The sequence below is a fragment of the Kushneria halocnemicola genome (assembly GCF_965650455.1).
Taxonomy (GTDB): domain Bacteria; phylum Pseudomonadota; class Gammaproteobacteria; order Pseudomonadales; family Halomonadaceae; genus Kushneria.
The window spans coordinates 3,292,951-3,317,378 of the sequence record NZ_OZ287968.1; the positions used below are offsets into that span (position 1 = coordinate 3,292,951).

At 58.9% G+C, this 24,428-nt stretch carries 25 protein-coding genes, 3 tRNA genes and 1 other RNA gene; 18 read left to right on the top strand and 11 right to left on the bottom strand.

The genetic code is table 11. The annotated features are described in order from the left end of the window. Window positions 1-14: 14 nt before the first annotated feature. From radA to mnmH, 3 genes are all read left to right on the top strand, one after another. Window positions 15-1,391: a DNA repair protein RadA gene (gene radA / locus ACS92L_RS14865; protein ID WP_438765875.1), complete on the top strand. Its 1,377-nt coding sequence runs from the start codon at window positions 15-17 to the stop codon at window positions 1,389-1,391. An 85-nt stretch (window positions 1,392-1,476) separates the two neighbouring features. Beyond that, window positions 1,477-2,514: a selenide, water dikinase SelD gene (gene selD, locus ACS92L_RS14870; protein WP_438765876.1), complete on the top strand. Its 1,038-nt coding sequence runs from the start codon at window positions 1,477-1,479 to the stop codon at window positions 2,512-2,514. Then, complete coding sequence (gene mnmH, locus ACS92L_RS14875; protein ID WP_438765877.1) at window positions 2,501-3,622, top strand: tRNA 2-selenouridine(34) synthase MnmH; 1,122 nt, start codon at window positions 2,501-2,503, stop codon at window positions 3,620-3,622. Before selD ends, mnmH begins: the two co-directional genes overlap by 14 nt. 3 nt (window positions 3,623-3,625) lie before the next feature. Here mnmH and ACS92L_RS14880 read toward each other — a convergent pair whose 3' ends face one another. Next, window positions 3,626-4,300, bottom strand: a complete 675-nt coding sequence (locus ACS92L_RS14880) for a type 1 glutamine amidotransferase (protein WP_438765878.1) — start codon at window positions 4,298-4,300, stop codon at window positions 3,626-3,628. 73 nt (window positions 4,301-4,373) lie between these two features. Here ACS92L_RS14880 and ACS92L_RS14885 point away from each other — a divergent pair, with 73 nt between their 5' ends. Both ACS92L_RS14885 and ACS92L_RS14890 read left to right on the top strand, forming a co-directional pair. Continuing rightward, the gene (locus ACS92L_RS14885) at window positions 4,374-4,667 is read left to right on the top strand and encodes an MGMT family protein (protein WP_438765879.1); all 294 of its coding nucleotides are present in this window, start codon (window positions 4,374-4,376) and stop codon (window positions 4,665-4,667) included. A 121-nt stretch (window positions 4,668-4,788) separates the two neighbouring features. Continuing rightward, the gene (locus ACS92L_RS14890) at window positions 4,789-5,403 is read left to right on the top strand and encodes a YjaG family protein (protein WP_438765880.1); all 615 of its coding nucleotides are present in this window, start codon (window positions 4,789-4,791) and stop codon (window positions 5,401-5,403) included. Window positions 5,404-5,451: 48 nt separating this feature from the next. Here ACS92L_RS14890 and hisF read toward each other — a convergent pair whose 3' ends face one another. Genes hisF through hisB form a run of 4 tightly spaced genes read right to left on the bottom strand, consistent with a single transcriptional unit; the run spans window position 5,452 to window position 8,331 of the window. Beyond that, window positions 5,452-6,225: an imidazole glycerol phosphate synthase subunit HisF gene (gene hisF / locus ACS92L_RS14895; RefSeq protein ID WP_438765881.1), complete on the bottom strand. Its 774-nt coding sequence runs from the start codon at window positions 6,223-6,225 to the stop codon at window positions 5,452-5,454. 17 nt (window positions 6,226-6,242) lie between these two features. Beyond that, the gene (gene hisA, locus ACS92L_RS14900; RefSeq protein ID WP_438765882.1) at window positions 6,243-6,989 is read right to left on the bottom strand and encodes a 1-(5-phosphoribosyl)-5-[(5-phosphoribosylamino)methylideneamino]imidazole-4-carboxamide isomerase; all 747 of its coding nucleotides are present in this window, start codon (window positions 6,987-6,989) and stop codon (window positions 6,243-6,245) included. 47 nt (window positions 6,990-7,036) lie between these two features. Beyond that, entirely contained in the window at window positions 7,037-7,681 is a 645-nt protein-coding gene (gene hisH, locus ACS92L_RS14905; protein ID WP_438765883.1) for an imidazole glycerol phosphate synthase subunit HisH, read from the bottom strand. Between the two features lie 50 nt (window positions 7,682-7,731). Continuing rightward, on the bottom strand, window positions 7,732-8,331 hold the full coding sequence (gene hisB / locus ACS92L_RS14910; RefSeq protein WP_438765884.1) for an imidazoleglycerol-phosphate dehydratase HisB: 600 nt from the start codon (window positions 8,329-8,331) through the stop codon (window positions 7,732-7,734). Window positions 8,332-8,593: 262 nt separating this feature from the next. Between hisB and ACS92L_RS14915 the strand changes: the two genes are divergently transcribed. The 7 genes from ACS92L_RS14915 to ACS92L_RS14945 all read left to right on the top strand — a co-directional run bounded on the left by ACS92L_RS14915 (window position 8,594) and on the right by ACS92L_RS14945 (window position 13,385). Next, window positions 8,594-10,927: an AsmA family protein gene (locus tag ACS92L_RS14915; protein ID WP_438765885.1), complete on the top strand. Its 2,334-nt coding sequence runs from the start codon at window positions 8,594-8,596 to the stop codon at window positions 10,925-10,927. An 83-nt stretch (window positions 10,928-11,010) separates the two neighbouring features. Beyond that, the gene (gene mutY / locus ACS92L_RS14920; RefSeq protein WP_438768497.1) at window positions 11,011-12,093 is read left to right on the top strand and encodes an A/G-specific adenine glycosylase; all 1,083 of its coding nucleotides are present in this window, start codon (window positions 11,011-11,013) and stop codon (window positions 12,091-12,093) included. A 25-nt stretch (window positions 12,094-12,118) separates the two neighbouring features. Beyond that, on the top strand, window positions 12,119-12,391 hold the full coding sequence (locus ACS92L_RS14925; RefSeq protein ID WP_438765886.1) for an oxidative damage protection protein: 273 nt from the start codon (window positions 12,119-12,121) through the stop codon (window positions 12,389-12,391). A 73-nt stretch (window positions 12,392-12,464) separates the two neighbouring features. Continuing rightward, a tRNA-Phe gene (locus ACS92L_RS14930) sits at window positions 12,465-12,540 on the top strand. A 5-nt stretch (window positions 12,541-12,545) separates the two neighbouring features. Beyond that, window positions 12,546-12,620 (top strand) — tRNA-Gln (locus ACS92L_RS14935). Between the two features lie 25 nt (window positions 12,621-12,645). Beyond that, window positions 12,646-12,721: transfer RNA gene (locus ACS92L_RS14940), tRNA-Thr, on the top strand. A 460-nt stretch (window positions 12,722-13,181) separates the two neighbouring features. Then, window positions 13,182-13,385: a cold-shock protein gene (locus ACS92L_RS14945; RefSeq protein WP_086620861.1), complete on the top strand. Its 204-nt coding sequence runs from the start codon at window positions 13,182-13,184 to the stop codon at window positions 13,383-13,385. Window positions 13,386-13,543: 158 nt separating this feature from the next. On the opposite strand, the gene ACS92L_RS14950 is transcribed toward ACS92L_RS14945, so the two are convergent. Further along, window positions 13,544-14,137 (bottom strand): Yip1 family protein, encoded by a 594-nt coding sequence (locus tag ACS92L_RS14950; RefSeq protein WP_438765887.1) that lies wholly within the window; start codon window positions 14,135-14,137, stop codon window positions 13,544-13,546. Window positions 14,138-14,413: 276 nt separating this feature from the next. Between ACS92L_RS14950 and ACS92L_RS14955 the strand changes: the two genes are divergently transcribed. Further along, complete coding sequence (locus ACS92L_RS14955) at window positions 14,414-15,118, top strand: hypothetical protein (protein WP_438765888.1); 705 nt, start codon at window positions 14,414-14,416, stop codon at window positions 15,116-15,118. Window positions 15,119-15,163: 45 nt separating this feature from the next. Here the strand turns inward: ACS92L_RS14955 and ACS92L_RS14960 are convergent, their stop codons facing one another. The 3 genes from ACS92L_RS14960 to smpB all read right to left on the bottom strand — a co-directional run bounded on the left by ACS92L_RS14960 (window position 15,164) and on the right by smpB (window position 17,777). After that, the gene (locus tag ACS92L_RS14960) at window positions 15,164-16,075 is read right to left on the bottom strand and encodes an ATP-grasp fold amidoligase family protein (protein WP_438765889.1); all 912 of its coding nucleotides are present in this window, start codon (window positions 16,073-16,075) and stop codon (window positions 15,164-15,166) included. Between the two features lie 742 nt (window positions 16,076-16,817). After that, window positions 16,818-17,199, bottom strand: a transfer-messenger RNA (tmRNA) gene (ssrA, locus tag ACS92L_RS14965). 101 nt (window positions 17,200-17,300) lie between these two features. Further along, window positions 17,301-17,777, bottom strand: coding sequence for an SsrA-binding protein SmpB (gene smpB, locus ACS92L_RS14970; RefSeq protein ID WP_438765890.1), 477 nt, complete (start codon window positions 17,775-17,777; stop codon window positions 17,301-17,303). Between the two features lie 153 nt (window positions 17,778-17,930). Between smpB and ACS92L_RS14975 the strand changes: the two genes are divergently transcribed. Further along, the gene (locus ACS92L_RS14975) at window positions 17,931-18,365 is read left to right on the top strand and encodes a type II toxin-antitoxin system RatA family toxin (RefSeq protein WP_438765891.1); all 435 of its coding nucleotides are present in this window, start codon (window positions 17,931-17,933) and stop codon (window positions 18,363-18,365) included. Then, window positions 18,365-18,670 (top strand): RnfH family protein, encoded by a 306-nt coding sequence (locus ACS92L_RS14980; RefSeq protein WP_438765892.1) that lies wholly within the window; start codon window positions 18,365-18,367, stop codon window positions 18,668-18,670. Before ACS92L_RS14975 ends, ACS92L_RS14980 begins: the two co-directional genes overlap by 1 nt. 23 nt (window positions 18,671-18,693) lie before the next feature. On the opposite strand, the gene ACS92L_RS14985 is transcribed toward ACS92L_RS14980, so the two are convergent. Further along, entirely contained in the window at window positions 18,694-19,134 is a 441-nt protein-coding gene (locus tag ACS92L_RS14985; RefSeq protein ID WP_438765894.1) for an outer membrane protein assembly factor BamE, read from the bottom strand. A gap of 73 nt (window positions 19,135-19,207) precedes the next feature. On the opposite strand from ACS92L_RS14985, the gene fur reads away from it, so the two are divergent. Continuing rightward, window positions 19,208-19,657: a ferric iron uptake transcriptional regulator gene (gene fur / locus ACS92L_RS14990; RefSeq protein WP_090136096.1), complete on the top strand. Its 450-nt coding sequence runs from the start codon at window positions 19,208-19,210 to the stop codon at window positions 19,655-19,657. 80 nt (window positions 19,658-19,737) lie between these two features. Here fur and recN read toward each other — a convergent pair whose 3' ends face one another. Then, window positions 19,738-21,411 (bottom strand): DNA repair protein RecN, encoded by a 1,674-nt coding sequence (gene recN, locus ACS92L_RS14995; RefSeq protein WP_438765895.1) that lies wholly within the window; start codon window positions 21,409-21,411, stop codon window positions 19,738-19,740. Window positions 21,412-21,703: 292 nt separating this feature from the next. Between recN and grpE the strand changes: the two genes are divergently transcribed. Both grpE and dnaK read left to right on the top strand, forming a co-directional pair. After that, window positions 21,704-22,330 carry a nucleotide exchange factor GrpE gene (grpE, locus tag ACS92L_RS15000; RefSeq protein ID WP_438765896.1) on the top strand — a complete coding sequence of 209 codons (627 nt, stop codon included), beginning with the start codon at window positions 21,704-21,706 and terminating at the stop codon, window positions 22,328-22,330. Window positions 22,331-22,473: 143 nt separating this feature from the next. Then, the gene (dnaK, locus tag ACS92L_RS15005) at window positions 22,474-24,396 is read left to right on the top strand and encodes a molecular chaperone DnaK (protein WP_438765897.1); all 1,923 of its coding nucleotides are present in this window, start codon (window positions 22,474-22,476) and stop codon (window positions 24,394-24,396) included. Window positions 24,397-24,428: the final 32 nt, after the last annotated feature.

A 24,428-nucleotide genomic window follows, 5' to 3' on the forward strand; every position in this document is an offset into this window, starting at 1 on the left:
AACGAGCAGGCAGCATGGCAAAGGCCAAGAGTGCATTTGTCTGCACCGAATGCGGTGCAGAGTATTCCAAGTGGCAGGGGCAGTGCAGTAGCTGCCGCGAGTGGAATACGTTGACCGAAATACGTCTTTCAAGCGCCTCTCGCCCCGGCAGCGGCACGGGCAGTACGGCCCGCCAGGGGTATGCCGGGGGCGCCGGCGTGGCGTTGACCGACCTGTCAAAGGTCGATCTCAGCGAGCTGCCGCGCTTTTCGACCACCTATGACGAATTCGATCGAGTGCTGGGCGGCGGCCTGGTACCCGGCGGCGCCGTGTTGCTGGGCGGTGACCCGGGTGCCGGCAAGTCAACGCTGCTTTTGCAGACGGCCTGCCATCTCGCCCAGCAGCATCGCGTCATCTATGTCACCGGCGAGGAGTCCCTGTCTCAGGTGGCCATGCGTGCCCATCGTCTCTCTCTGCCCACCCAGGGACTTTCCATGCTGGCCGAAACCAGCGTGGAGACCATTCTGGGCATGGCCGAGCGGGAAAAGCCGGCAGTGTTGATCATTGACTCCATTCAGACCATGCATCTGGAAGACGTCTCCTCGGCGCCGGGCGGTGTGGCGCAGGTACGCGAGTCGGCCGCAGCGCTGACCCGCTTTGCCAAGCAGACCGGCACGGTATTGATGCTGGTCGGGCACGTCACCAAGGACGGCGCCCTGGCCGGGCCACGGGTACTGGAGCACATGATCGATGCCTCGCTGCTGCTCGAGGGAAGCTCGGACTCGCGCTTTCGTACCCTGCGCGGGCAAAAGAACCGTTTTGGCGCGGTCAACGAGCTGGGTGTGTTCGCCATGCTGGAACAGGGGCTGCGGGAGGTAAAAAATCCGAGCGCCATCTTTTTGTCCCGCGGCGAGGAGATGGCTCCCGGCAGTCTGGTCATGGTGGTCTGGGAAGGCACGCGCCCGCTGCTGGTCGAGGTGCAGGCGCTGCTGGACGAGTCGGCGCTGGGCAATCCGCGGCGCGTGGCGGTCGGGTTCGACGCCCAGCGTCTGGCCATGCTGCTGGCAGTGCTGCATCGTCACGGGGGCCTGTTTACCGGCGATCAGGACGTTTTCGTCAACGTGGTGGGCGGTATGAAGGTTCTGGAGACCAGCGCCGATCTGGCGGTTTTGCTGGCCGTGGTCTCGAGTCTTCAGAATCGCTCGCTGCCGCGGGAGCTGGTCGTGTTCGGCGAGGTGGGGCTATCCGGAGAGATTCGCCCGGTGCCCAGCGGTCAGGAGCGCATCGTCGAGGCTTCCAAGCACGGCTTTACTCGCGCCATTGTCCCGCGGGGCAACGCGCCAAAGAAAGCGCCGGCGGGCATGGAGGTTATTGCGGTTGACCGGCTTTCCGAGGCGCTCGAGGCCATCTAGTCGAACCGGATGACATGGTGCGGGCCGCGGTGCCAGAGTAACGGTGACACCATCGATAATATTGTGGATCACAAAGGGACAGCTCATGACACAGATTCGTCTTACCCAGTACAGCCACGGTGCCGGCTGCGGCTGCAAGATCGCCCCGGATGTGCTGGATGCGATGCTGAAAAACGCCGGGCCCGGTGCCTTCAGCGACAAGTTGATCGTCGGCAATCAGGATCGTGAGGATGCCGCCGTCTATGATCTGGGCGACGGCCAGGGACTGATCGCCACGACCGACTTTTTCATGCCGATCGTGGATGACCCTTTTGATTTCGGACGTATTGCGGCGACCAACGCCATCAGCGATGTCTTTGCCATGGGCGGACGCCCGATAATGGCGCTGGGTATTCTGGGCTGGCCAATCGACAAGCTCTCTCCCCAGGTGGCCGGTGAGGTACTGGCTGGTGCCCAGTCCGTATGTCGCGAGCTGGGGCTGGCGCTGGCCGGCGGGCACTCCATCGATGCGCCGGAGCCCATCTTCGGCCTGGCCGTCAACGGACTGGTGAAGCTTGAGCATCTCAAGCGCAACAATGGCGCCCGCCCCGGTGATCGACTTTATCTGACCAAGCCGCTGGGCGTGGGCGTGCTGACCACGGCCGAAAAGCGCGGTCTGCTGGCACCGGAGCATCATGGGCTGGCGCGAGACACCATGCTGCGTACCAATGTCATCGGGCAGAAGCTGGCCACCGTGCCGGGTGTGCATGCCATGACCGACGTCACGGGCTTTGGTCTGGCCGGGCACCTGGGAGAAATCTGTACGGCCAGCAACGTGGCGGCACGAATTGATTTCAAGCGCCTGCCCCGCATCCCCGAGGCGGATGGCTATCTGCGTCAGGGGGCCGTGCCGGGCGGTACCGAGCGCAATCATCGGGCCATGGGCAAACTGATGCCGGCGATGGACGACTATCACTGGCAGTGGCTGTGTGATCCTCAGACCTCCGGTGGTCTGGTGCTGGCCGTTGACCCCGCCTACGAAGACGACGTCGAGCGCATTGGCCGCGAGCACGGGCTGACGCTGGAAGCCTTTGGTGAATGCGTGGCACGAGAGGGCGAAGCGGTCTTTCATGTCCAGCAATAAACAGGGTGAGCAGCTTGTTCCAACACTTGATCAGCTAAAGGGCGCCTCACTGCTGATCGATGTGCGCGCGCCAGTCGAGTTCGCTCAGGGCGCGCTGCCTGGTGCCATCAATCTGGCACTGATGGATGATGATGAGCGCGCTCAGGTGGGCACCTGCTACCGGCAAAAGGGCAGCGAAGCGGCGCTCAGGCTGGGCCATGAGCTGGTCGGCGGCGCCCTGCGTGAAAGCCGAATTGCGGCCTGGCGGGAGGCGATCGCGCGTCACCCCGACGCGCTGATCTACTGTGCCCGCGGTGGGCAGCGCTCCAGTATTGCCCAGCGCTGGCTTGCGGAGGCAGGCATCGAGGTGGCGCGTTTAAAGGGCGGTTTCAAGGCCGCGCGGCGAACGCTGATGGCGGTCACCGAGCAGGCCGCCGGCGAGCCGTCGCTGGTAATCGCCGGGCTGACCGGCTGTGCCAAGACCGACATGATCAAGGCGCTCGATGGCGGCATCGATCTGGAAGGTCATGCACGCCACAAGGGCTCAAGCTTCGGGCGCCAGCCGGGACAGCCGCCCACGCAGATCGATTTTGAGCACGCGTTGGCCATGGACCTGGCCGGCCGTCGGGCACCCCATGTCTTTGAAGACGAGTCACGCCGCATCGGCAGCGTCGAAATTCCACTGCCGCTCTGGCAGGGGCTCTGTGCGGCACCCCGAGTGTTGATCGAAATGCCGCTCGAGTGGCGCCTTGCCCAGATCCGCCGTGACTATATTGACGATCTCTGGGCCCAGTATCGCAACACCTACGGCCCCTGGCTTGGGTGGGCGTTGATGCGTCGTCAGCTGGTCAGTGCGCTGGTACGCCTGAAAAAGCGGCTGGGCAGTGCGCGTCTCGAGCGGCTTTTGAAGCTTCAGCAGCAGGCCTTTGAGGCCCACGTCACCACGGGCGACAGCCAGGCGCATGATGGCTGGCTGTCGCCGCTTTTAAGCGAGTACTACGATCCCATGTATCACTACCAGCTGCGTCAGGCCGAGCAGGGCCCGGCATTTACCGGGACCTGGCAGGAGGTGCTGGCGTTCGTGCGTGAGGCCGTCGATCAGCAGCGCCGAAGCGGCGACATTGGATGACGACTAAAGGCGCAGCCAGTCGATCATGACCCGATCCAGTACGGCGGCCTGCTGCGCAAAGCGGCGGCTGTCCTCGAGCATCTCGTCACGCGACTGCACCCAGGGGCCGGGCGTTGCCAGACTGTGCGCCTCGAGCCCGGTCAGTTCCCGTACCCAATCAGGCGTGGCCTCGAGATGACAGTGCATGGCGACCACGCGCGCGCCATCCCAGGTGAACCCCTGCAGGGGGCTGGCCTCGCTGGCGCCGATCGAAATAGCGCCTTCCGGCAGCCCGAAAATGCGGCGGTGCCACAAAAAGGCGTCAAAGCGTGCCGGCAGATCGAGATCGCCGTCCTCGTTGGCGTTTACCGACTGCCAGCCAAACTCGCCGTGGGTGTTGGGAGAGACAATGGCGCCCAGCGCTGCGGCAATCAGCTCCGCACCGTAGCCCAGCCCCATGATGGGTTTTGAACTCTTGAGCGTGCGCTCGACAAGGTGCTGTTCGCGCCTGATCCAGCCGTGCTCAACGATCTGTTCGGGGCCGCCCAGTACGATCAGGGCGTCGAAGTCGCCGGGGCGCGGCGGCACTTCATCGGCGTAAAGCCGACAGACATTGAAGCTGTGGCCCATGCTGGTAAGCCAGTCCGCCACTCGGGCCGGTCCAAAATGAGACGCATGCTGTAGAAAATAGATATGCATGATAGAGCCATGATGGATAACGATAAGCTGATCGTCCAGCATACACCGATATGGACAGATACCGGGGGATGCCATGCATGAGGCGGTACGCGAGCAGGCCACGACCATTATTGCCCGCATTCCCGAAGGGCGTGTGACAACCTATGGGGCTATCGCGAAAATGACGGAAGGCGCCACGGCGCGCTCGATCGGGGTACTGCTGCGTCTGCTGCCCGAGGGGCACACGCTGCCCTGGCATCGCGTGGTGGCCGCCGGGGGGCGCCTGGCCGACCATGAGGGTGCCCGCCTGCAGCGCGAGCTGTTGAGCGGCGAAGGCGTGGTCTTTGATGCGCGCGGGCGTATTCCCGAGCGTTTCTTCTGGCCCTGAGCCGCCCTCAAAACGCACCGCGCCTGATGGCTCAATGGACGCCGGTAATTGCTTCTGAAGTGACATGGCTGCATGTTGCTATAACACCATTCCGATATATTCCAGGCAGGGAACCAGACCGATGCCCACCATGATCGAACCGGGTTTTGAAAAGCGTCTGCAGGCGTTGTCACCGCGTCAGGCGCTGGCCTTCATGGCGGCGCTTGGTGAGCGGCTGATGCCCAACTATCGTCTCTATGCCGAGATTGGCGCGCCAGGTGATGCTCACGGCGTGACCAGCATCCTGGCGCTGGTATGGGAAAGCCTTGGCGTGCGCGATGCCAATATCAACTTTGAGCGCCAGGCAGAAAAGCTCGCGGCGTGTGAGCCGCCGGAAGACGATGACAGCTTTGGTGCGCGTATCGCCCGGGATCTGACGCTGGCTCTGTCCGCCTGTATGGACGTTTTGTCAGGCCCGGCGGGTGAGGCACCGGTCGATGTCAGTCGTCTTTCCATCGGCGGTATCGAGCGTTTTATCGAGATGAGTGCCGGAGAGGCGATTCAGGATGATACCGAGCGCGAGGCATTGATCGACACCCATGAACTGATGAGCGATGAGCGCGCGTTTCAGCTGGCGGTACTGGAGAGGGTCGAGACACAGACGCTGGACCGGGAAGGGCTTCGCGAACTGCGAGCGCTTGGCAAAAATGAAGGTTTCAGCAATCTGGGATTGACGGCAGACCAGACTGACGAGTAATTCGAAGGGCCCACGGCGTCGCGACTCGGCGCCGTGGGTCGTGGGGCATCAAAGACGCATTTCGATGCCCTGGTCGGCCATGTACTGCTTGGCCTGTTCGATGGTGTATTCACCAAAGTGAAAGATGCTGGCAGCCAGCACGGCGTCGGCACCGCCTTCCCTGACGCCTGCCACCAGATGGTCAAGGTTGCCCACTCCACCCGAGGCAATGACCGGCACCGAGACAGCGTCGCTGATGGCGCGTGTGACCCCCAGATCAAACCCTTCCCGGGTACCGTCGCGGTCCATGCTGGTCACCAGCAGTTCACCGGCGCCGTATTCCACCATTTTGCGTGACCACTCAACGGCATCGAGCCCGGTCGGTTTGCGCCCGCCGTGGGTAAAGATCTCCCAGCGCGCAGGCTCGCCGTTCTCGCTGACCCGCTTGGCATCGATGGCCACGACAATACACTGGCTGCCAAAACGCTGAGAGGCTTCATACACGAAGTCGGGGTCGGTCACGGCGGCCGTGTTGATCGACACCTTGTCGGCGCCTGCGTTGAGCAGGGCACGGATGTTGTCGCAGCTGCGAATACCGCCGCCGACGGTGAGCGGAATGAAAACCTCGCCGGCGATCCGGCTGACCATGTCCAGTGTGGTGCCCCGCGCCTCGTGGCTGGCGGTAATGTCGAGAAAGGTAATCTCGTCGGCATTTTGCTCGTTGTAACGTCGGGCGACCTCGACCGGATCCCCGGCATCACGAATGCCCAGAAAGTTGACGCCCTTGACCACGCGACCGCGATCCACATCCAGACAGGGAATAATGCGTTTTGCCAGTGTCATGTGCTTCTCCGGGCGTATCAGCTGCGCTGTGCTTCGATGGTGTCACACAGGGTCTGGGCCTCGGCCAGGTCGAGCCGGTCTTCGTAGATGGCCCGCCCGGTGATGGCACCGACAATTCCTGCAGCGGCCACATCCGCCAGCTTCTGCACGTCTTCCAGATCGGTCACGCCGCCGGAGGCGATGACCGGCACGCCACCGTGGCTGGCCATTTCAACAGTCGATTCAACGTTGACGCCGTTCATCATGCCATCACGGGAAATGTCGGTATAAATGATGGCACTGACGCCATCTTCGGCGAAATGGCGCGCCAGATCCACGGCACGCATGGTGGAGACTTCCGCCCAGCCATCGGTGGCCACATAGCCGTCCCGGGCATCGAGTCCGACCATGATGTGGCCGGGAAATTCACGGCACATCTGGCGGACAAAGTCCGGATCCCGCACGGCCTGGGTGCCGATGATGACCCAGCTGACGCCGGCGTCCAGGTAGCTCTGAATCACTTCGCGAGTACGGATGCCGCCGCCGATCTGGATGGGCAGATCCGGGAAGCGGGCAGCAATTGCCCTGACGGCGTCTGCGTTGACCGGACGGCCCTCGAAGGCACCGTTGAGATCGACCAGGTGAAGCCGGCGGGCGCCGGCATCCACCCAGCGCTGCGCCATGGCCACCGGGTCTTCACCATAGGTGGTCGAGTCTTCCATACGGCCCTGTTTAAGGCGAACACACTGACCGTCTTTCAGGTCGATGGCGGGGATGACCAGCATGGGGGTTCCTTTATCCTTGTCGTGAAATGGCCTGGCGGCAGGAGAGGTCAGGGCGACCAGGCCACAAAGTTTGCCAGCAGCCTGAGGCCGGCATCGGCACTTTTTTCCGGATGAAACTGTACGGCAAAGACAGCATCGCGGCCGGTGGCCACATGCGCCCGGCTGCCGGCGTAATCGATGTAGCCCATCGCATGGCCGTCGTCATCGGCCTGGACGAAATAGCTGTGCACGAAGTAGAAGCGCTCGCCGGTCGGGATACCTTCCCACAGCGGGTGCATGTGGTGCTGATGCACGCGGTTCCACCCCATGTGGGGCACCTTGAGCCGCTGGCCCTGCTCGTCCAGTGCGGTGTCGTCAAAGCGGGTGACCCGGCCGGGCAGATAGCCCAGACAGCGCACGCCGCCGTTCTCCTCGCTTTTGTCCATCAGCATCTGCTGACCGACACAGATGCCCAGCAGCGGCTTGCTGGCATCACTCAGTAGCTCCTTGACCAGCCCGGTCAGCTCGGTACGCTCGAGCTCTCCCATGCAGTCACGGATGGCGCCCTGACCGGGCAGCACCACACGGGAAGCGCCCTTGATGGCACGGGCGTCCCGCGTGATGGTGACCCGTTCATCGGGGCTGACGTGCTCGATGGCCTTGGCCACCGAGTGCAGGTTGCCCATGCCGTAATCGATGATGGCAATCGTCATGCTGGACGCACTCCTTGCCGGTCGGCGTCACGCCGGCCGAACGGTGTTGGTTACAGGCTGCCCTTGGTCGAGGCAATACGCCCCGCCATGCGCTCGTCCGGGGAGACGGCCATACGCAGGGCGCGACCGAAGGCCTTGAAGATGGTTTCGACCTGATGATGGGCGTTGTCACCCTTGAGATTATCGATATGCACGGTCGCTCGGGCGTGGCTGACAAAGCCCTGGAAGAATTCGGAGACCAGCTGGGTCTCGAAGGCGCCGATGGTGTCACGCGTGAATTCAGCATTCATGAAAAGCCCCGGGCGACCGGAAAAGTCGATCACCACGCGTGAGAGCGCCTCGTCCAGCGGCACATAGGCGTGTCCGTAGCGATGGATGCCGCGCTTGTCGCCCAAGGCCTCGGCAAAGGCCTGACCCAGGGTGATGCCGGTGTCCTCGACCGTATGATGGTCATCGATATGACGGTCGCCGTCGGCATCGATGGTGAGGTCGATCATGCCGTGGCGCGCGATCTGGTCGAGCATGTGCTCGAAAAAGGGCACGCCGGTATCGGCCTTGAGCTCGCCCTGACCGTCAAGGTCGAGCGAGACGCTGATGCGCGTTTCGCTGGTATGACGTGAAATACTGGCGCATCGCGGCGACTGGGTCATGAAGGCTCCCTGTAGAAAAAGGATCACCGCCTCGAGGGCGTAATGGATAACAACGATATCAAAAGCAGGTCACATCCGCGCGGCTCGATGCGTGCTGGCGGTTTGCAAAACGCCCGAGTGCCTGCGCCGGCGCGCCATTATAGAGAAGGGCAGTGACCATCCGCTACACTAACGCCCGCAACCGATGGGCTCGTCTCTGCCATGATGGCGGGGTCTGTCGACAGGATTATCGGGTGGGAGAGGGTCTTTTGGGGAGTATTCAATGAAAGCATTGTTCAGGATCGTGCTGGCGGCAATGGGCGTGCTGGGACTGCTGGCCGTGGCCGTGGTCATCTACGCCACGACCTTTCTCGATCCCAATGACCTCAAGCCCAGGCTTGCCGATGCCGTGCGTGAACGCACAGGACTTGAGCTGTCGCTGAACGGCCCCCTGTCCTGGACCTTCTATCCGCGGATCGGCGTGACCGTGGAAGATGCCTCTGCACGTCTGCCGGATCAGGAGGATGACGGTGCGCCCTTTGCCGCTTTCAAACAGGCCGAGGCGCGACTGCGCTTTGCACCGCTGTTGAGTGGCAATATCGAAATCGATGGTTTTACGCTTGATGGGTTGCGTCTCAATCTTCGGCGCGACGAGCAGGGGCGTGGCAACTGGGAAACGCTGATTGATGCCGTGGCGCACCAGGACAGTGCGCCGCCGGCGTCAACATCGCGCCGGCCACAGCGGGTCACAACGGCCGGCGACCGGCCCCTTGCCATGGATATCGCCAGTGTTCAGGTCAGCGATGGCCGGGTGCATTATGACGATCGTCAGCACGACCGCGAGATGACGCTGTCTTCACTGGCTCTGCTGGCCTCCGACGTCACCTCCGGGGGCGCTTTCCCGCTGGAGCTCTCCTTTGCCGTCCAGGGCACCCAGCCCGAGATGGCCGGGACCGTTAATCTGAAAAGTCAGGCCAGTGTGGATCTCAATAGTGGTGTATATGCCCTGAACGGTCTGGCGCTGAAGGGGGCGATGCGTCTGCCGGTACTGGATGATGCTCATGACCAGAGCTTCAACGTCAATGCATCAAGGCTGGTCGCGGATCTGCCCCGGCAGCGCTATACCGTCGACAAAGCAGCGTTCGATGGCGCGCTTCATCTGCCGTCTCTGGGCGAGCGTGCCCTGCCGCTGGGCGGTGAAGCCACCGGTGAGGTGTCGCTGGACAGCGATCATGCGGCACTGACCTCGTTTGCGCTCAGCAGCGGTCAGCTGCTGCGCCTGACAGGCCAGGGCGAAGCCCACAACCTGAGCGATGACCCGAGCTGGCAGGGGCGGATCGAGATGGCGCCGGCCAATCTTCGCAGCTGGCTGGAACGTCTGGGTCAGCTTCCGGCCACCGCCGATGCACAGGCACTGCAGCGGGTGGGGTTTTCTTCCAGTGTCGAGGGCGACAGGCATGTGGCGCGATTGACGGATCTGGCCGTCAATATTGACGATACCGCCCTTGAAGGAAATGCAACACTGGGGCTTGACGGGCTGCTCGTGCATGCCGGGCTCAAGGGAAGTTCGCTGGATCTGGATCGCTACCTGCCGCCAAAGGCAGCGCCGGAGAAACCGGCCGACGGCGCCGCCCCGGCACCGCAAGGCGGGGCAGTGCCGTCTGCCGATCACGAAGCCGCTTCAAACGATAAGCTTCGGGCGCTGGTGCGTGACCTGGATCTTGACCTGGATCTGCGTCTTGACGCCCTCAAGGCACATGACCTTCATCTCGAGAATGTGGCGCTGCAGATACAGGGTCGTAACGGGCGGTACCGACTTCCGACACTTGCCGCCGAGCTCTATGACGGCACGCTCAGGGCCAGTGGTGCCATGGACGTGACGGCATCGTCGACGTCGCTGTCCATCGAGCCAGAGCTCTCAAAAGTGGCGCTGCAACCCTTGCTGCGTGATGCCCGGGGTAGTGACGATCTTTTCCGCGGGACGCTCAATGCCAGTGCGACGCTGTCCTCTACCGTTGAGGGCGATGCCTCGCTGCTGGAACACCTCAATGGCAAAGCGGCGTTCGAGATTACCGAGGGCGCCATGATGGGCATCAATCTGCCGGGCCAGCTCTGCACGACAGCCGCCATGCTGCAGGGCAACAGCACCTCGCATGAGTGGGGCAGCGATACCGAATTCGACCAGCTGGCTGCTACCTTCAAAGTTGTCGATGGCGTCGTGCAAAGCGACGACCTGGCGGTGGCGCTGCCGGGTATCGATATTACCGGCAGCGGCTGGATCGATCCGCGCGCGCAGAAGCTGGACATGGCACTGGCTGCCCGGCTGGTTGATACCGCTGACGTCGAGGGGTGTCCGGTAAGCAACACCCTGAGCCGTATACCGCTGCCGCTGCACTGCTCGGGAGCGCTTGGAGAGTCCCCGGCACGGTGGTGTCGCTTTGACACCGATGCCTTCCGCGCCATTTTGCAAAAAACGGCGGCCAATGAAGGACAACAGAAGCTGCGCGAGCATCTGGATCGTCAGCTTGATGGCAGGCTGGGCCAGCGTATCGAGGAAAAACTGGGCGAGGATTCCGGCAGCAATCTGAGAAATGCCATCAAGGGGCTTTTTCAGTAATTACCCATCATGACAGGCGCCGCAACCGATGCGGCGCCTGCACTTTTTCGTATTTTATCCCTGGGCGAGAGCCGATCGTGAGTATTTCTCTGGAAGCCCGCAGGCCGCTGGATGCCGAATATTTTCGCACCCGGCTGCTGGGCTGGTTTGATCAGTATGGCCGCACGCATCTGCCGTGGCAGCAGGACAGGAGCCCTTATCGCGTCTGGGTCTCGGAGATCATGCTGCAGCAGACGCAGGTGGCGACCGTTATCGGGTATTTTGAGCGTTTCATGCAGCGCTTTCCGGATGTGGCATCGCTGGCGGCGGCCGATCAGGATGAGGTGCTGCATCTATGGACGGGGCTTGGATATTACGCACGCGCCCGGAATCTGCATCGTGCCGCCCGCTGCGTGATTCATGAGCATGGCGGTGAATTTCCCGTTGAAAGTGTGGAAGCACTGAGTGCGCTGCCGGGGATCGGTCGCTCAACGGCCGGTGCCATCATCGCTCAGGCCACGAACAAGAGAGCGCCCATTCTTGATGGCAACGTCAAACGGCTACTGACGCGGCTGCACGGGGTCGAAGGCTGGCCCGGCCGGTCGGAGGTCGAGCGTCGGCTCTGGCAACTGGCCGAGCACTATACGCCACACTGGCGCTGTGCTGACTTCACACAGGCCATGATGGACATGGGGGCCACGCTTTGCACTCGGCGCCGTCCCAGCTGCCTGCTGTGCCCTTTTGAAGCGGACTGTGTGGCGCACGCCCGTGGAGAGGAGCATCGCTTTCCCGAATCGAAGCCAAAAAAGGAAAAGCCCGTTCGTCAGACATGGATGCTGATGCTTCGCGATGATGATGGGCGAGTATTGCTCGAGCAGCGCCCCTCAAGCGGTCTTTGGGGAGGACTCTGGGGAATGCCACAGTTTGACGACAGCGAGGCGCTGACGGCGTGGCTGGCCCGGGAAATGCCCGGTAGTGTCGTGCAGGGGCAGTGGCAGGGCTTCTCGCATGGCTTTACGCACTTTCGACTTGAGATCACGCCCGTTCAGGCGCATCTACCGGAGCAGGGGAACGCTCGGGCGGTGGAAGGCCGGCGCTGGTATGATCCGGATCATCCCGACAGCATTGGGCTGGCGGCGCCGGTCAAGGCACTGCTTGAGTCCCTGTCATCATCCACGCTTTTTTAAAAACGCGCTGACAAGAGGTATTGCAATGAGTCGCACGGTATTTTGTCGCAAGTATCAGCAGGAAATGGAAGGGCTGCAGATGCCGCCGCTGCCCGGCGCCAGAGGCCAGGACGTTTATGACAACGTGTCCGTAAAGGCCTGGGAAGAGTGGCAGGCGCTACAGACGCGACTGATCAATGAAAAGCGTCTCAATATGCTTGAGCCCGAAACGCGCGACTATCTGATGGCGCAGATGACACGGTTTTTCAACAATGAGGAAACCGACAGCGCCGAAGGCTATGTACCCCCATCTCAATAGGTTTTTGAAATAATCCGGAAAAAGGTGTTGACCCGGGAAGAGGTTTTCGATTTAATACGCAGCCGTTGGCAACGGCCAGATAGCTCAGTCGGTAGAGCAGGGGATTGAAAATCCCCGTGTCGGCGGTTCGATTCCGTCTCTGGCCACCATCTGCTGGGGTATAGCCAAGTGGTAAGGCACCGGTTTTTGGTATCGGCATTCCCAGGTTCGAGTCCTGGTACCCCAGCCACTTCAGTACTTTGCATGCTGAATATGCCGGCTTAGCTCAGTTGGTAGAGCAACTGACTTGTAATCAGTAGGTCGAGGGTTCGACTCCTTCAGCCGGCACCATTCCAGATCATCAACAGCATGATCCGGAACAAGAAAACCGCCTCCAATGGCGGTTTTTTTACGCGTCAATTTCGTTTTTGCATGTTCCTGCCGGATCGACAACCACTGCTTCCATCAAGGTATTGATACCTTACAAGGGTGCGCCGGTAGGCCGGATGTCGTTGCTATCAAAAGACGGATAGATGACACGGCCTTTGGTATCGGCCTTTTATGAAGTTGATGTTCGTGTTGCCAGATCATCCGGAATGTGTCAAAAGAGCATACATATTGCTCGTATCGCATACCCCCTACCAAAGGGTTACTTGACCGGGTGGGGCGATAGGTGCACTATGACCCGGGTGGTTAACAAGGCAGTATATCGTCAGTTGTAATCGATCCTGTCGAGAGCATATGAATGGCTATCTTGTTTTTGCCCGCAGTGGGCTAACCATCATTAATTTATTGCACAGGTATCAAAAGCATGGCAACTGGCACAGTTAAGTGGTTCAACGATAGCAAAGGCTTTGGTTTTATTTCTCCTGACGACGGTGGCGACGATCTGTTCGCACACTTCTCCGAGATTCAGGCAGAAGGTTTCAAGTCGCTGCAGGAAGGCCAGAAGGTCTCCTTCAACGTCACTCAGGGTAAAAAGGGTCTGCAGGCTTCTGCAATCCGCCCCGAGTAAGTCGGTAGATTAAATTCTGCTGTAAAGGGAGCTGCCATTGGCAGCTCCCTTTTTGTTTGTGTTTCCTCGTCTTGGTTTGGTTTTCAGAACTCTGGAGCCCCTGTTGTCCGCTTCTCCTGTTGTCCGCTTCTACAGCGGCGATGACGTTCAACGCATCCTTAGTAAACAAGATGGGCACCATAGCCCCATAGCAGCACAGCGATGGCGAGAAGCACTTCGAGGACCAATACGCCAATCCCCAGTGTCGAGCTCGACACGATAAAGCCTTCCTTCCTGTCTATTCCCAGAAAGCCTGGAATGCCCAGATAAAGCAGATAGCCCGTATAGCAAAGCCCGGCTACGCCAGCGACCACGCACAGCCACAGCAGGGGGTACAGTGCTACCAGGCCTGTCAAAAACATGGGTGTGGCAACGTATCCGGCGAAAACGATGCAGCGATTCAGATCCGGGTGAGTGGGGTAGCGCTGGGCCATGCGATGGATAACAAGTCCCATCAGGGCGATGGCGCCCAGAATGGCCAGATAAAAAATGATTGCCAGCTGTAATGCGCTTGTTGTGGAGAGTGTCACCACGGCCGAACGACCAAAGTCCCAGCCTATGGTAGTGGTGCCAATGAATGCGCAAATGACCGGGATGGCAGCCAGCAGGAGAACATGGCTGGCATACATGTGTGTTGCGGTTTCATGTTCACCTTCGATGTGTTTCCACTCTCGGTGAGGATGAGCCATCAGGCCCCAGACATGATGAATCATGATGCACTCCCAGAACCGTTTGAGGTCCAATACAGTGTGGATGTCACTGACGAACGAGCCATGCTTCATGCTGTCGGCCGCCGGGTCACGGCTGCCTGTCTGATACTATAGCCAGGCATTGTTGCTCGATGAGATAAGGGCCGGCATCTATTGGTCGATAGGCGCGTATGCAGGGGCAGATCGCCGCTTTTTCAGCCATGCTTGTGCTTGATCGAAAGTGCGCCCTGGTGGATGAGATAGACCAGTATCCGGAAGCATATTTTTCAGGGGACGAGAGTGATTTATTTTTTAAGTAATTTATGGGACTGGATACAGGAAAACGCCACGGTTTTCAGCGGCCTGACCAGCGTCGGCATGCTGGTGATATGGGGCGTCTATCTACAGCTTCTGCTGCACAATTTTCGCATGCAGCGACGTCCTCAGATCATTATCAATCATGGTTACGGACGCGGCATTGATTCCCGCTGCATCGTCAGCAACATGAGTCAGTCTGCCGTTTTCGTAGACAGCATTATCGTCAAGCTTGAAACCAGCGACGGCCAGTATGTGACCGATGTTACCGATACGGTAGACGAGCAGGGAGAAGGCGGTAGTGATGTGGACAACAAGGAGCTGCGTCAGGTGACGCGTCAGGGGCCGCTGGGGTCCGGCGAGTACATGAACGCAGGAACATTTCGCACACTGTTGCAAAAGGTAGCCAGTGAGCATGGCATCAGTGTCGATGAAAGCTGTCGTCCGACCGGGGAGGCGGGATTCAGCAGCGTCGAAATCCGACTGATCATGATTTTTGGAGCCGAGACAAGCCCGATAGGGGCCAGTCGGCGATTCAACATGAAATATGATGACGACAGGAAGCTGAGTCTTATTCCCGAAACGATCGGCACGCAGCAGCTGGGCAAGCGTCGTCAGCGGCTCAAGGTGCGCAGGTGGCAGCGCGATCTCAGGATGCCGATGGATTCCGGGAAGGAGCAGGGTAAATAGTGTCCGACATGGCAATCAAGCGATTGCCATGTCATGGCAGCGGACCTAGACGTCGAACAGAGCGCCCCACTGACGATCGGTTTCCCGATCCTTGAATTTTGTCAGTCCGGCGGTCGGCGTAAAGGTCATTTCGCCAAAATAGATGGCGTCACCCACCAGATAAAAATCCACACGTACGTAAGAGAAACCGTTGGCAAGCTTGAGTGCCAGCTCGAGCGCCTCATCAAGCTGCTGCGGGCGCGGCATGGCCTGGCCCGTGCTGACTTCGGGCCGGCGTATCTCTACCAGCTCCCAGTCCTGATTGTAAAAATCGACCTTGTAGTTGGTAAAGCGGTCGTGTGTTACTTCAATGAAAACGACCGGATCTTCGCCCTCACGCTGAAAACAGTGAAACTTGAAGTCCTTGGGGATGTTGCCAAGGTCATCAACAAGCAGCTTTTCAAAAATCAGGCAGGGCTTGATATCACGATAGTGTGCTTCTCGACATACGTCGTAAAAGTCCTGTCCCAGCCAGTGGCGCCCCAGGTTGTAGATCTGGGGAAAGGGATGGTCGGCCTTGTCGCGCACAAGCAGGTTATAGCCGAAGCCGTGATTGGCTTTCATCACGAAGCTTTCCGGCAGGGCGGAATAGGTTGCCGGCGTGGGCTCGGATTCTATTGCGTAGCAGGGCACCAGATACTGCTCGCCGATGGTATGTGCCACATAATCGCGTGCCGCAATCTTGTCACTTAAAACCGAGTAGATGGGCTGAGGATTGATCTTGCGATAGCAGATCTTTTCGTTGAAGGTGCGCGGATTTTTCAGGTCCGGAAATTCACCGAATACCCGTCGGTAGCGAAGTGCCGTGTGCCACTTGTCAGGAAGGACATTCATGATGCTGCGACGCGCCAGGCGCAGGTATTCACCGATGTGGTCCCTTTTCTCCACATCGACAGTCCTGCTGTCCTGCTTCTTCATTTGAGGCTCCGATTCAGCAGTCAGCGAGTCGGCAAACAGGTTTTTTACGGCCCTGGGCATATGCCCTCCTTCATTCTTGGATACCCTGCGATACAGCTGCCCTTCAAATCAGGCTGTTGTATCGGATGATGTCCTGTATTGGCCATGAGCAACCTTGCCGGTTAACGAATCATCAAGGCTCGCTGAACCGTTTATGAAGGTATTCGTACAATTTTTCAGTTTGATCTGAAAAATGATACGGCGCCATCCATGGAAAACATCATTCCGATATGTGTTAGCTGCGATAGCGTAATGTTGGCAGCGTACTCACCACCGGGATGTGCCGAAGTGGTTCTGCAGGTCACTGTGTGTATCTTTTGTTACTTTCTGCATAATTACCGCTGCCAACCAGGGTAATTAAAAAAACAGCCTTGGTAATCCACAACATTTAATCGTGCGTTACGGTCTGACAGGTAGGCTGGAACGCGCAAAGTAATGGTTGATGCCAGCTGATGTGCCACTTCAGGTGGTCATTGGTCAAACTGGGCATTGTTTTGATATTTCCTGGAATAGTTATATTTCTTCGAAGGCGCTATTTGTTTTCAAAGGGTTCGCCATAAATATTGGCGCTGCCATAACCAACCATTAAAATTTCTTTTTTAAAGTCTGGTGCATTAAATTTTTGTTTGGCAATTGATAATTTCAAATCAATAATGGGTCATAAAATAAAAAAAGCCGCTGAAAAATCAGCGGCTTTGATGTTTGGTGGAGGCGGGGGGAGTTGAACCCCCGTCCGCCGGCACTCGTCCATCAGCTCTACATGCTTAGATTCGTCTTTTGGTTCAACCGTATCGGCTCCGACGAGCAGGATCCGATACAGCGGGCTCTCTAATGTTTAGCGGTTGACGCGAGAACAAAACCAACCGCGATCCTGTCAGCTGTAGCTCGTAGCCTCGTCACGATGAACAGGCACATCGCTTCGAGGTAAGAAGGTTACCAGCAGGGTTTAAGCTGCCAGCGCGCCCTCTTGAGCATAGTTTTCGTCATTTGCGACTATTTTAGAGTAACGTGGGATTTACGAGATACGTTACGCTCTCGGCATGCACCTCAGGATCTGCAACCGGCGTCGAATCCATAACGCCCCCGGTTCGCCAAGGAGTGTAGCAATATTTGCAGTCAGCGCCAATCGCTGTCGACATCGAGCGTCACGCGACGTTCATGACTGCCTGACGCTCGTCGCTTGTGACTAGCGCTGCTCACGCACGACCCGTGCCTTCTGTCGCTGCCAGTCACGCTGTTTTTCGGTTTCCCGCTTGTCATGCTTTTGTTTACCGACCACCAGCGCCAGCTCGCATTTGACCAGATGCCCTTTCCAGTAAAGCCGCAACGGGACGCAGGTATGGCCCTTGTCCTGCGTGCGCGAAAAGATTTTGGCAATTTCCTTTTTATGCAGCAGCAGTTTGCGCGTGCGGGCGGGATCAGCCACGTCATGAGTGCTGGTGGTGTTCAAAGGCGTGAAATGCGCCCCCATAAGCCACGCCTCACCACGGCGAACCAGAATATAGGTATCCGTCAGCTGTCCCTTGCCGGCGCGCAGGCTTTTGACCTCCCAACCCGATAAGGAAAGCCCTGCTTCAAAGCTCTCTTCGATGTGGTACTCATGGCGCGCCTTGCGGTTCTGGGCAATCAGATTGCCTGAGGGCTGATGTTTCTTCTTGCCCATCGAAATGTCATCTCCTTGACTATAAAAATCATGCGATACATCACATGCGCGTGCTCACCTTAAGATGGGGGGAGGCGTGATATCATTCAAGCATGTGTGAACAAACGTCAACCATGGTACGCGCTGAGCGTGCCTGCGTCATGGGAGAAGGGCATGCCCACCGTTGATCGCTCCACGATGGTGCGCCATACCGATCGGCAGATGTTTGAGCTGGTCAATGATTTCGAGCGTTATCCCGAATTTCTGCCCAACTGTCGCAACGCGCGAACGGTGGAAAGAGGGGAAGACCATCTCATCGGAGAACTGACACTGGGAAAGGGAGGAATCGAACAGACCTTTCGCACCCACAACAAACTTCACCCCTTTGATCGGATCGACCTGTCACTGGCCAGCGGGCCGTTCAAGCGTTTTGAGGGATACTGGAAATTCGTGGCGCTTGATGACCGTTCATGCCGTGTAGAGCTGCATCTGGAGTTTGAATTTTCCAGTCGGCTGCTGGGCATGGCCTTCGGCCGTCTTTTCAATCAGTTGGCCGGTCAGCTGGTAGACGCCTTTATCGAGCGTGCAGACAGGGTGTACGGACGTTGATGCAGTCAGAAGACACCGTTACCTGTGAGATCGCCTGGGCAACGCCGAAGGAGCAGCATCTGGAAGTGGTTACCGTATCGCACGGGGCCACGGTACTGACAGCGCTTGAGGCTTCAGGGATCTGCGCTCGTATAGACGAGCTGATGGGCGTGCCTGTTGAGGAACTTCAGCTGGGCATCTTTGGCGAGCATGTCAAATCGCCTGCCGAAAGGGTGGTCCATCAGGCAGATCGCATCGAAATTTACAGGCCGCTTCACGTCGACCCGAAGCAGGCTCGTCGGGCCAGGGCCCGACGAAAGGTTTAAGTAGAGGCTGCTGTTTTGATGATCTACAGGGTCGGATCGGTAGAGCCACCTGCAGGGTTGGAAGCCGGTCTGCCCATCGGAGAGATCGTGTCTCCCGGTCCGGCCGCGGCGGCAGAGGCCGGAGCATCACGCTGCTCGGTTCCGGGGCTTGCGCCAATCTCACCGGCTGTCTGAATATCTGCCAGTTGATTGCCATTAAAGACAAGCGAAACCTGCTTTTCAGTGATATTGTCATCAGCATCCTTTAGCCGATAGACATAGTTCCAGCTCGCATCGTCAAAGGCGTTGTACATCAGGGGACTGCCCATGACCTGTACAACCTGCTGACGGCTCATGCCGGGCTGTAGCTGCGATACCATATCGGGAGTGATCAGGTTGCCCTGGGGAAGGTCGCGCTTGTAAACGCATGCTGCTAACAGGCTGACCATTAAAGAAAAAATTATAAGCTTGAGCGTGTTTTGCATTTGCCTGGGACTTTCCCTATCGTTTGCCTTGATCGATCATACCCGATACATCCAGAGACTGCGAAGAGCTACCATGGCCGATAGAAATCAGGAGTTACGCAAGGCAGGGCTCAAGGTGACCCTGCCACGCGTAAAAATCCTTCAGATCCTCGAGGCAACGCGGGAAGAGGATCTGCACATGAGCGCCGAAGACGTCTACAAGGCGCTGCTGGATTCCGGTGAAGACGTCGGTCTGGCCACTGTTTATCGTGTACTGACACAGTTTGAATCCGCAGGGCTTGTAGTCCGTCATAACTTTGACGGTGGCCATGCCGTATTCGAGATGTCTCAAGAAGAGCATCACGACCATATGCTGTGTCTGGAAACAGGTGAAGTGGTCGAGTTCTTTGATCGTGATATCGAGCGTCGTCAGCGCGAACTCGCAGAAGAGCGCGGCTACGAGCTGGTCGATCACGCACTGGTGCTGTATGTACGTCCCAAGGGCTCCAGCGCAACGCGACAGGATGGTGGCAACCGTCGTTGATTGCGGCGGCGCGGACCGGGTGATCATGAAAACGCCGCGAATGTTCGCGGCGTTTTGACGTTGGCAGGTAGCAGGTCTGACTAGTGTGCCGAGCGCTGGCTCACATCCAGCATCTCCCGGGCATGGGCCAGCGTTCGCTCTGACAGGTGAACGCCACCCAGCATGCGAGCAAGCTCTCGAACCCGTCCGCCCTCGTCGAGCAGCGCCATGGTGGTATGGGTGGTTTGCTCATCCGCCTGTTTCTCGATATGCAGATGCTGATGCCCCTGAGCCGCCACCTGAGGTAGATGGGTAACGCAAAGAATCTGACCGTGGCTGCCCAGCTGGCGCAGTAGCTGGCCGACGATTTCTGCCGTGGCGCCCGAGATGCCCACGTCCACTTCGTCAAAGACCAGGGTCGGAATGGTGCTGTGCTGTGCGGCGACCACCTGAATGGCCAGGCTTACGCGCGACAGCTCACCACCCGACGCTACACGGGTCAGGGCGCGCGCCGGTTGTCCTGGGTTGGCACTGATCAGAAAGCTGACCCGGTCCATGCCCTCTGGTTGGGCGGTATCACGACGCGCAATATCGACGGTGAAGTCCGCCTTTTCCATCCCCAGAAACGCCAGTTGAGACTGCACTTCCCCGCCCATGCGCTGTGCTGCCTCAAGGCGCTGCTCGGAAACCCGGTGGGCCAGCTCGCGCCAGGCATTGCGCGCTGTTTCCGTGGCTTCAACCAGTGTTTCCATGTCTTCCCCGTCGCCCTGCAGCTCGGAAAACTCTGCCTGCAGACGCTGGTGCAGCGCCGGTACTTCCTCGGGCATGACGTGATGCTTGCGCGCAATGCGATGGATCTCCGCAAGGCGCGATTCCACCGTCATCAGACGATCAGGGTCGAGCTCGGTACTGCTGACATAGCGATGCAGCTCATAACCGGCTTCCTGTAGCTGAATGCAGGCATCACCGAGCATGTTCAAAATATTGGCCAGGGCGCCGGTGTCACTGCCTGGCAGCTGTTCCAGGCGCTGGCGAGCCTGTGTCAGCCGGGTGAGCGCACCACTTTCATCATCATCGCAGCAGTCAGCGGCAAACTGCGCCTGAGTGATGAGCTCTTCGGCATTGGCCAGCCGGGTCTGCTCCTGCTCGAGTGTTGCCAGTTCTTCCTCGCCCAGTGCCAGCGCATCGAGTTCCTCGACCTGATAACGCAACAGCTGGCATCGGGCCTGCTGCTCATCACCGCTTTCACGCGCCGCTTTCAGTCGACGATTGGCCTGCTGCCACTGGCGATGGATCTGTGTGAGCTGCTCGACCTGGCCGGTGTGGCCGGCAAAGTCATCCAGAAGGCGCAGGTGCGTTTCCTCGCGCATCAGGGTCTGATGGGCATGCTGGCCATGAATATCGATCAGGTGTTCGCTCAGCGCCTTGAGATCGGCAAGCGGCGCCGGTACACCGTTGATCCAGGCCTTTGAGCGCCCGTTGGCAGTGACCGAGCGGCGCAGCAGGCATTCGGTGTCGTCCAGATCGCGCTCGGCAAGCCAGGCACGCGCCTGGGGCAGCGCCTCGATATCAAAGCGCACGGCCAGATCGGCTCTTGCAGCACCATAACGTACGCTTCCGGCATCGGCCCGCTCTCCCAGACAAAGCGACAGGGCATCCAGAAGAATGGACTTGCCGGCACCGGTTTCACCGGTGATGGTCGTCATGCCATTGCGAAAATCCAGCTCCAGATGTTCGACGATGGCGTAATTACTGATGGATAGCTGAGACAGCATGGCCACTCCCGTGTGCGCGGTCGCAAAAGACTGGGTTTAGTGGGTTAAAAACTGACTTTATATACAGTGAGTGTGTTTTTATACAGCGGCTCTGATCGGGCTTCAATACCCTGAATTGGTAATTTCATCGTCTTCATGCCTTGAGATCGCGACCCAAATGCCCCATCTGGGTAAACAGTTTTCAGCATCAATGTCGCTCTACAGGATGACGCACTGACACTCGGTTGCGTACTGCCCGCGCACAACGAGCGGCACAACCTGAAAGGCAGCCACAGCGAGTCAGGAGTGGGTTATGACCAACAAGCCGCATGATCCGAAGGATGAAGAGCTCGAACGCGCCGAGCGTGATGCCGAGCCACAACCGTTTGACGCCGGCAAGACGGATGGCCTTGAAGATATCGAAGGCGTTTTGCAGACAGACGACGAAGAAATGCTGAGCTCAAGCGACCAGGAAGCCGATGTTCTGGCCGGCCGTGTCGCAGAGCTTGAGCAGGAGCTGGCCGAGGCGAAGGATCAACAGGTCCGCGCGGCAGCCGAGGCGCAAAACGCGCGTCGTCGCGCCGAGCAGGATGCCGACAAGGCGAAGAAATTTGCTCTGGAAAAGTTCGTCAAGGAGCTGCTACCGGTCGTGGACAGCCTTGAAAAGGGCCTTGAGAGCATGAGTGAAGATGTCAGCGAAACCCATCGCGAAGGGGTGTCGATGACGCTGAAAATGCAGCTCGATGTGCTCTCCAAGTTTGGCGTCGAACAGCTCGACCCGCACGGCGAGCCCTTCGACCCGCAATATCATGAAGCCATGACCCAGGTGGCCAATCCGGAGCTGGATCCCAATACGGTCATGGATGTCATGCAGAAGGGATACACGCTCAACGGACGTCTGGTACGCCCGGCCATGGTGGTAGTAAGCAAGCAGGCCTGATACCCGGCCACGGATGTTTTGTCGACAACGATACGTGTGGGGTCTTGAAAAGCGACGTAATGCCCACACATAGGCAGACATCCACGCAGCGTTGACTGCGCATCGAAAGCATTTTGGTTCAGAAGATTTTTCGAGGTGACACTATGGGACGCATTATTGGTATCGACCTTGGCACAACCAACTCCTGTGTGGCTGTGCTTGATGGCGACAAGACCCGCGTAATTGAAAACGCCGAAGGCGCGCGCACGACGCCTTCCATCATCGGCTACACCGATGACGGCGAAACACTGGTCGGTCAGGCGGCAAAGCGCCAGGCCGTGACCAACCCGAACAACACCCTGTATGCGGTCAAGCGCCTGATCGGCCGCAAGTTCAAGGATGACGTTGTTCAAAAGGACATCAAGATGGTGCCCTACAGCATCATCGAAGCCGACAACGGCGATGCCTGGGTTCAGGTCAACGACAAGAAGATGGCGCCGCCGCAGGTCAGCGCTGAAGTCCTGAAGAAAATGAAAAAGACCGCCGAGGACTATCTCGGTGAAGAAGTGACCGAAGCGGTTATCACTGTACCGGCCTACTTCAATGACTCTCAGCGTCAGGCCACCAAGGATGCCGGTCGTATCGCCGGGCTTGAAGTCAAGCGCATCATCAACGAGCCGACGGCAGCCGCGCTGGCCTACGGCATGGACAGCAAGGGTGGCGACCGTACCATCGCGGTTTATGACCTGGGCGGCGGCACCTTCGATATCTCCATCATCGAAGTGGCTGATGTCGATGGTGAAAAGCAGTTCGAAGTACTCGCTACCAACGGTGACACCTTCCTGGGCGGCGAAGACTTTGACCTCAAGCTGATCGACTATCTTGTCCAGCAGTTCAAGGCCGATTCCGGTATCGACCTGTCGGGTGATTCGCTCGCCATGCAGCGTCTGAAGGAAGCCGCCGAGAAGGCCAAGATCGAGCTGTCCTCCGCGCAGCAGACCGAAGTCAACCTGCCCTATGTCACGGCAGACCAGACCGGTCCCAAGCACCTGGCGGTCAAGGTTACACGCGCCAAGCTCGAGTCGCTGGTCGAAGATCTGGTTCAGCGCTCGCTCGGCCCGTGCAAAACCGCCATGCAGGACGCCGGTCTCTCCAACAGCGAGATTCAGGATGTGATCCTGGTGGGTGGCCAGACGCGCATGCCGATGGTTCAGCAAAAGGTTGCCGAATTCTTTGGTCAGGACGCTCGCAAGGACGTCAACCCGGATGAAGCCGTCGCCATGGGTGCCGCGCTCCAGGGCGGCGTACTGGGCGGTGACGTCAAGGACGTGCTGCTGCTCGACGTCACGCCGCTGACGCTGGGCATCGAAACGATGGGTGGTGTCATGACGCCGCTGATCGAGAAAAACACCACGATCCCGACCAAGAAGACTCAGACCTTCTCCACGGCCGAGGACAACCAGACGGCAGTGACCATCCATGCGCTGCAGGGCGAGCGCAAGCAGGCGGCACAGAACAAGTCGCTGGGTCGCTTTGATCTGGCCGACATTCCGCCGGCACCGCGCGGCGTACCGCAGATCGAAGTTGCCTTCGATCTCGACGCCAACGGTATCCTCAACATTACCGCGAAGGACAAGGCGACCGGCAAGGAACAGTCGATCGTGATCAAGTCCTCCGGCGGTCTCTCCGACGAAGAGATCGACCAGATGGTGCAGGACGCCGAGGCGCACGAGGCCGAGGACAAGAAGTTCGAAGAGCTGGTGCAGCTGCGCAACCAGGCTGACGGCATGATCCACGCCTCGCGCAAGACGCTTGAAGAGTCCGGCGACAAGGCAACCGACGAGGATCGTCAGAGTATCGAGACTGCCATTTCCGAGCTGGAAGAGGCGCTCAAGACAGACGACCCGGAACAGATTCAGCCGAAACTGGATGCCCTGACCGAAGCCTCCGGCAACCTGGCGCAGAAGATGTACGCCGAGCAGGGCGAACAGGCCCAGGGCGAGCAGCCGGAAGGTGAGCAGAAGAGCAGCGATGATGTGGTCGATGCGGACTACGAAGAAGTCAACGACGACCAGAAAAAACAGTAAGGCTTTCCACGCCTGATCTGTACAACGCGGGG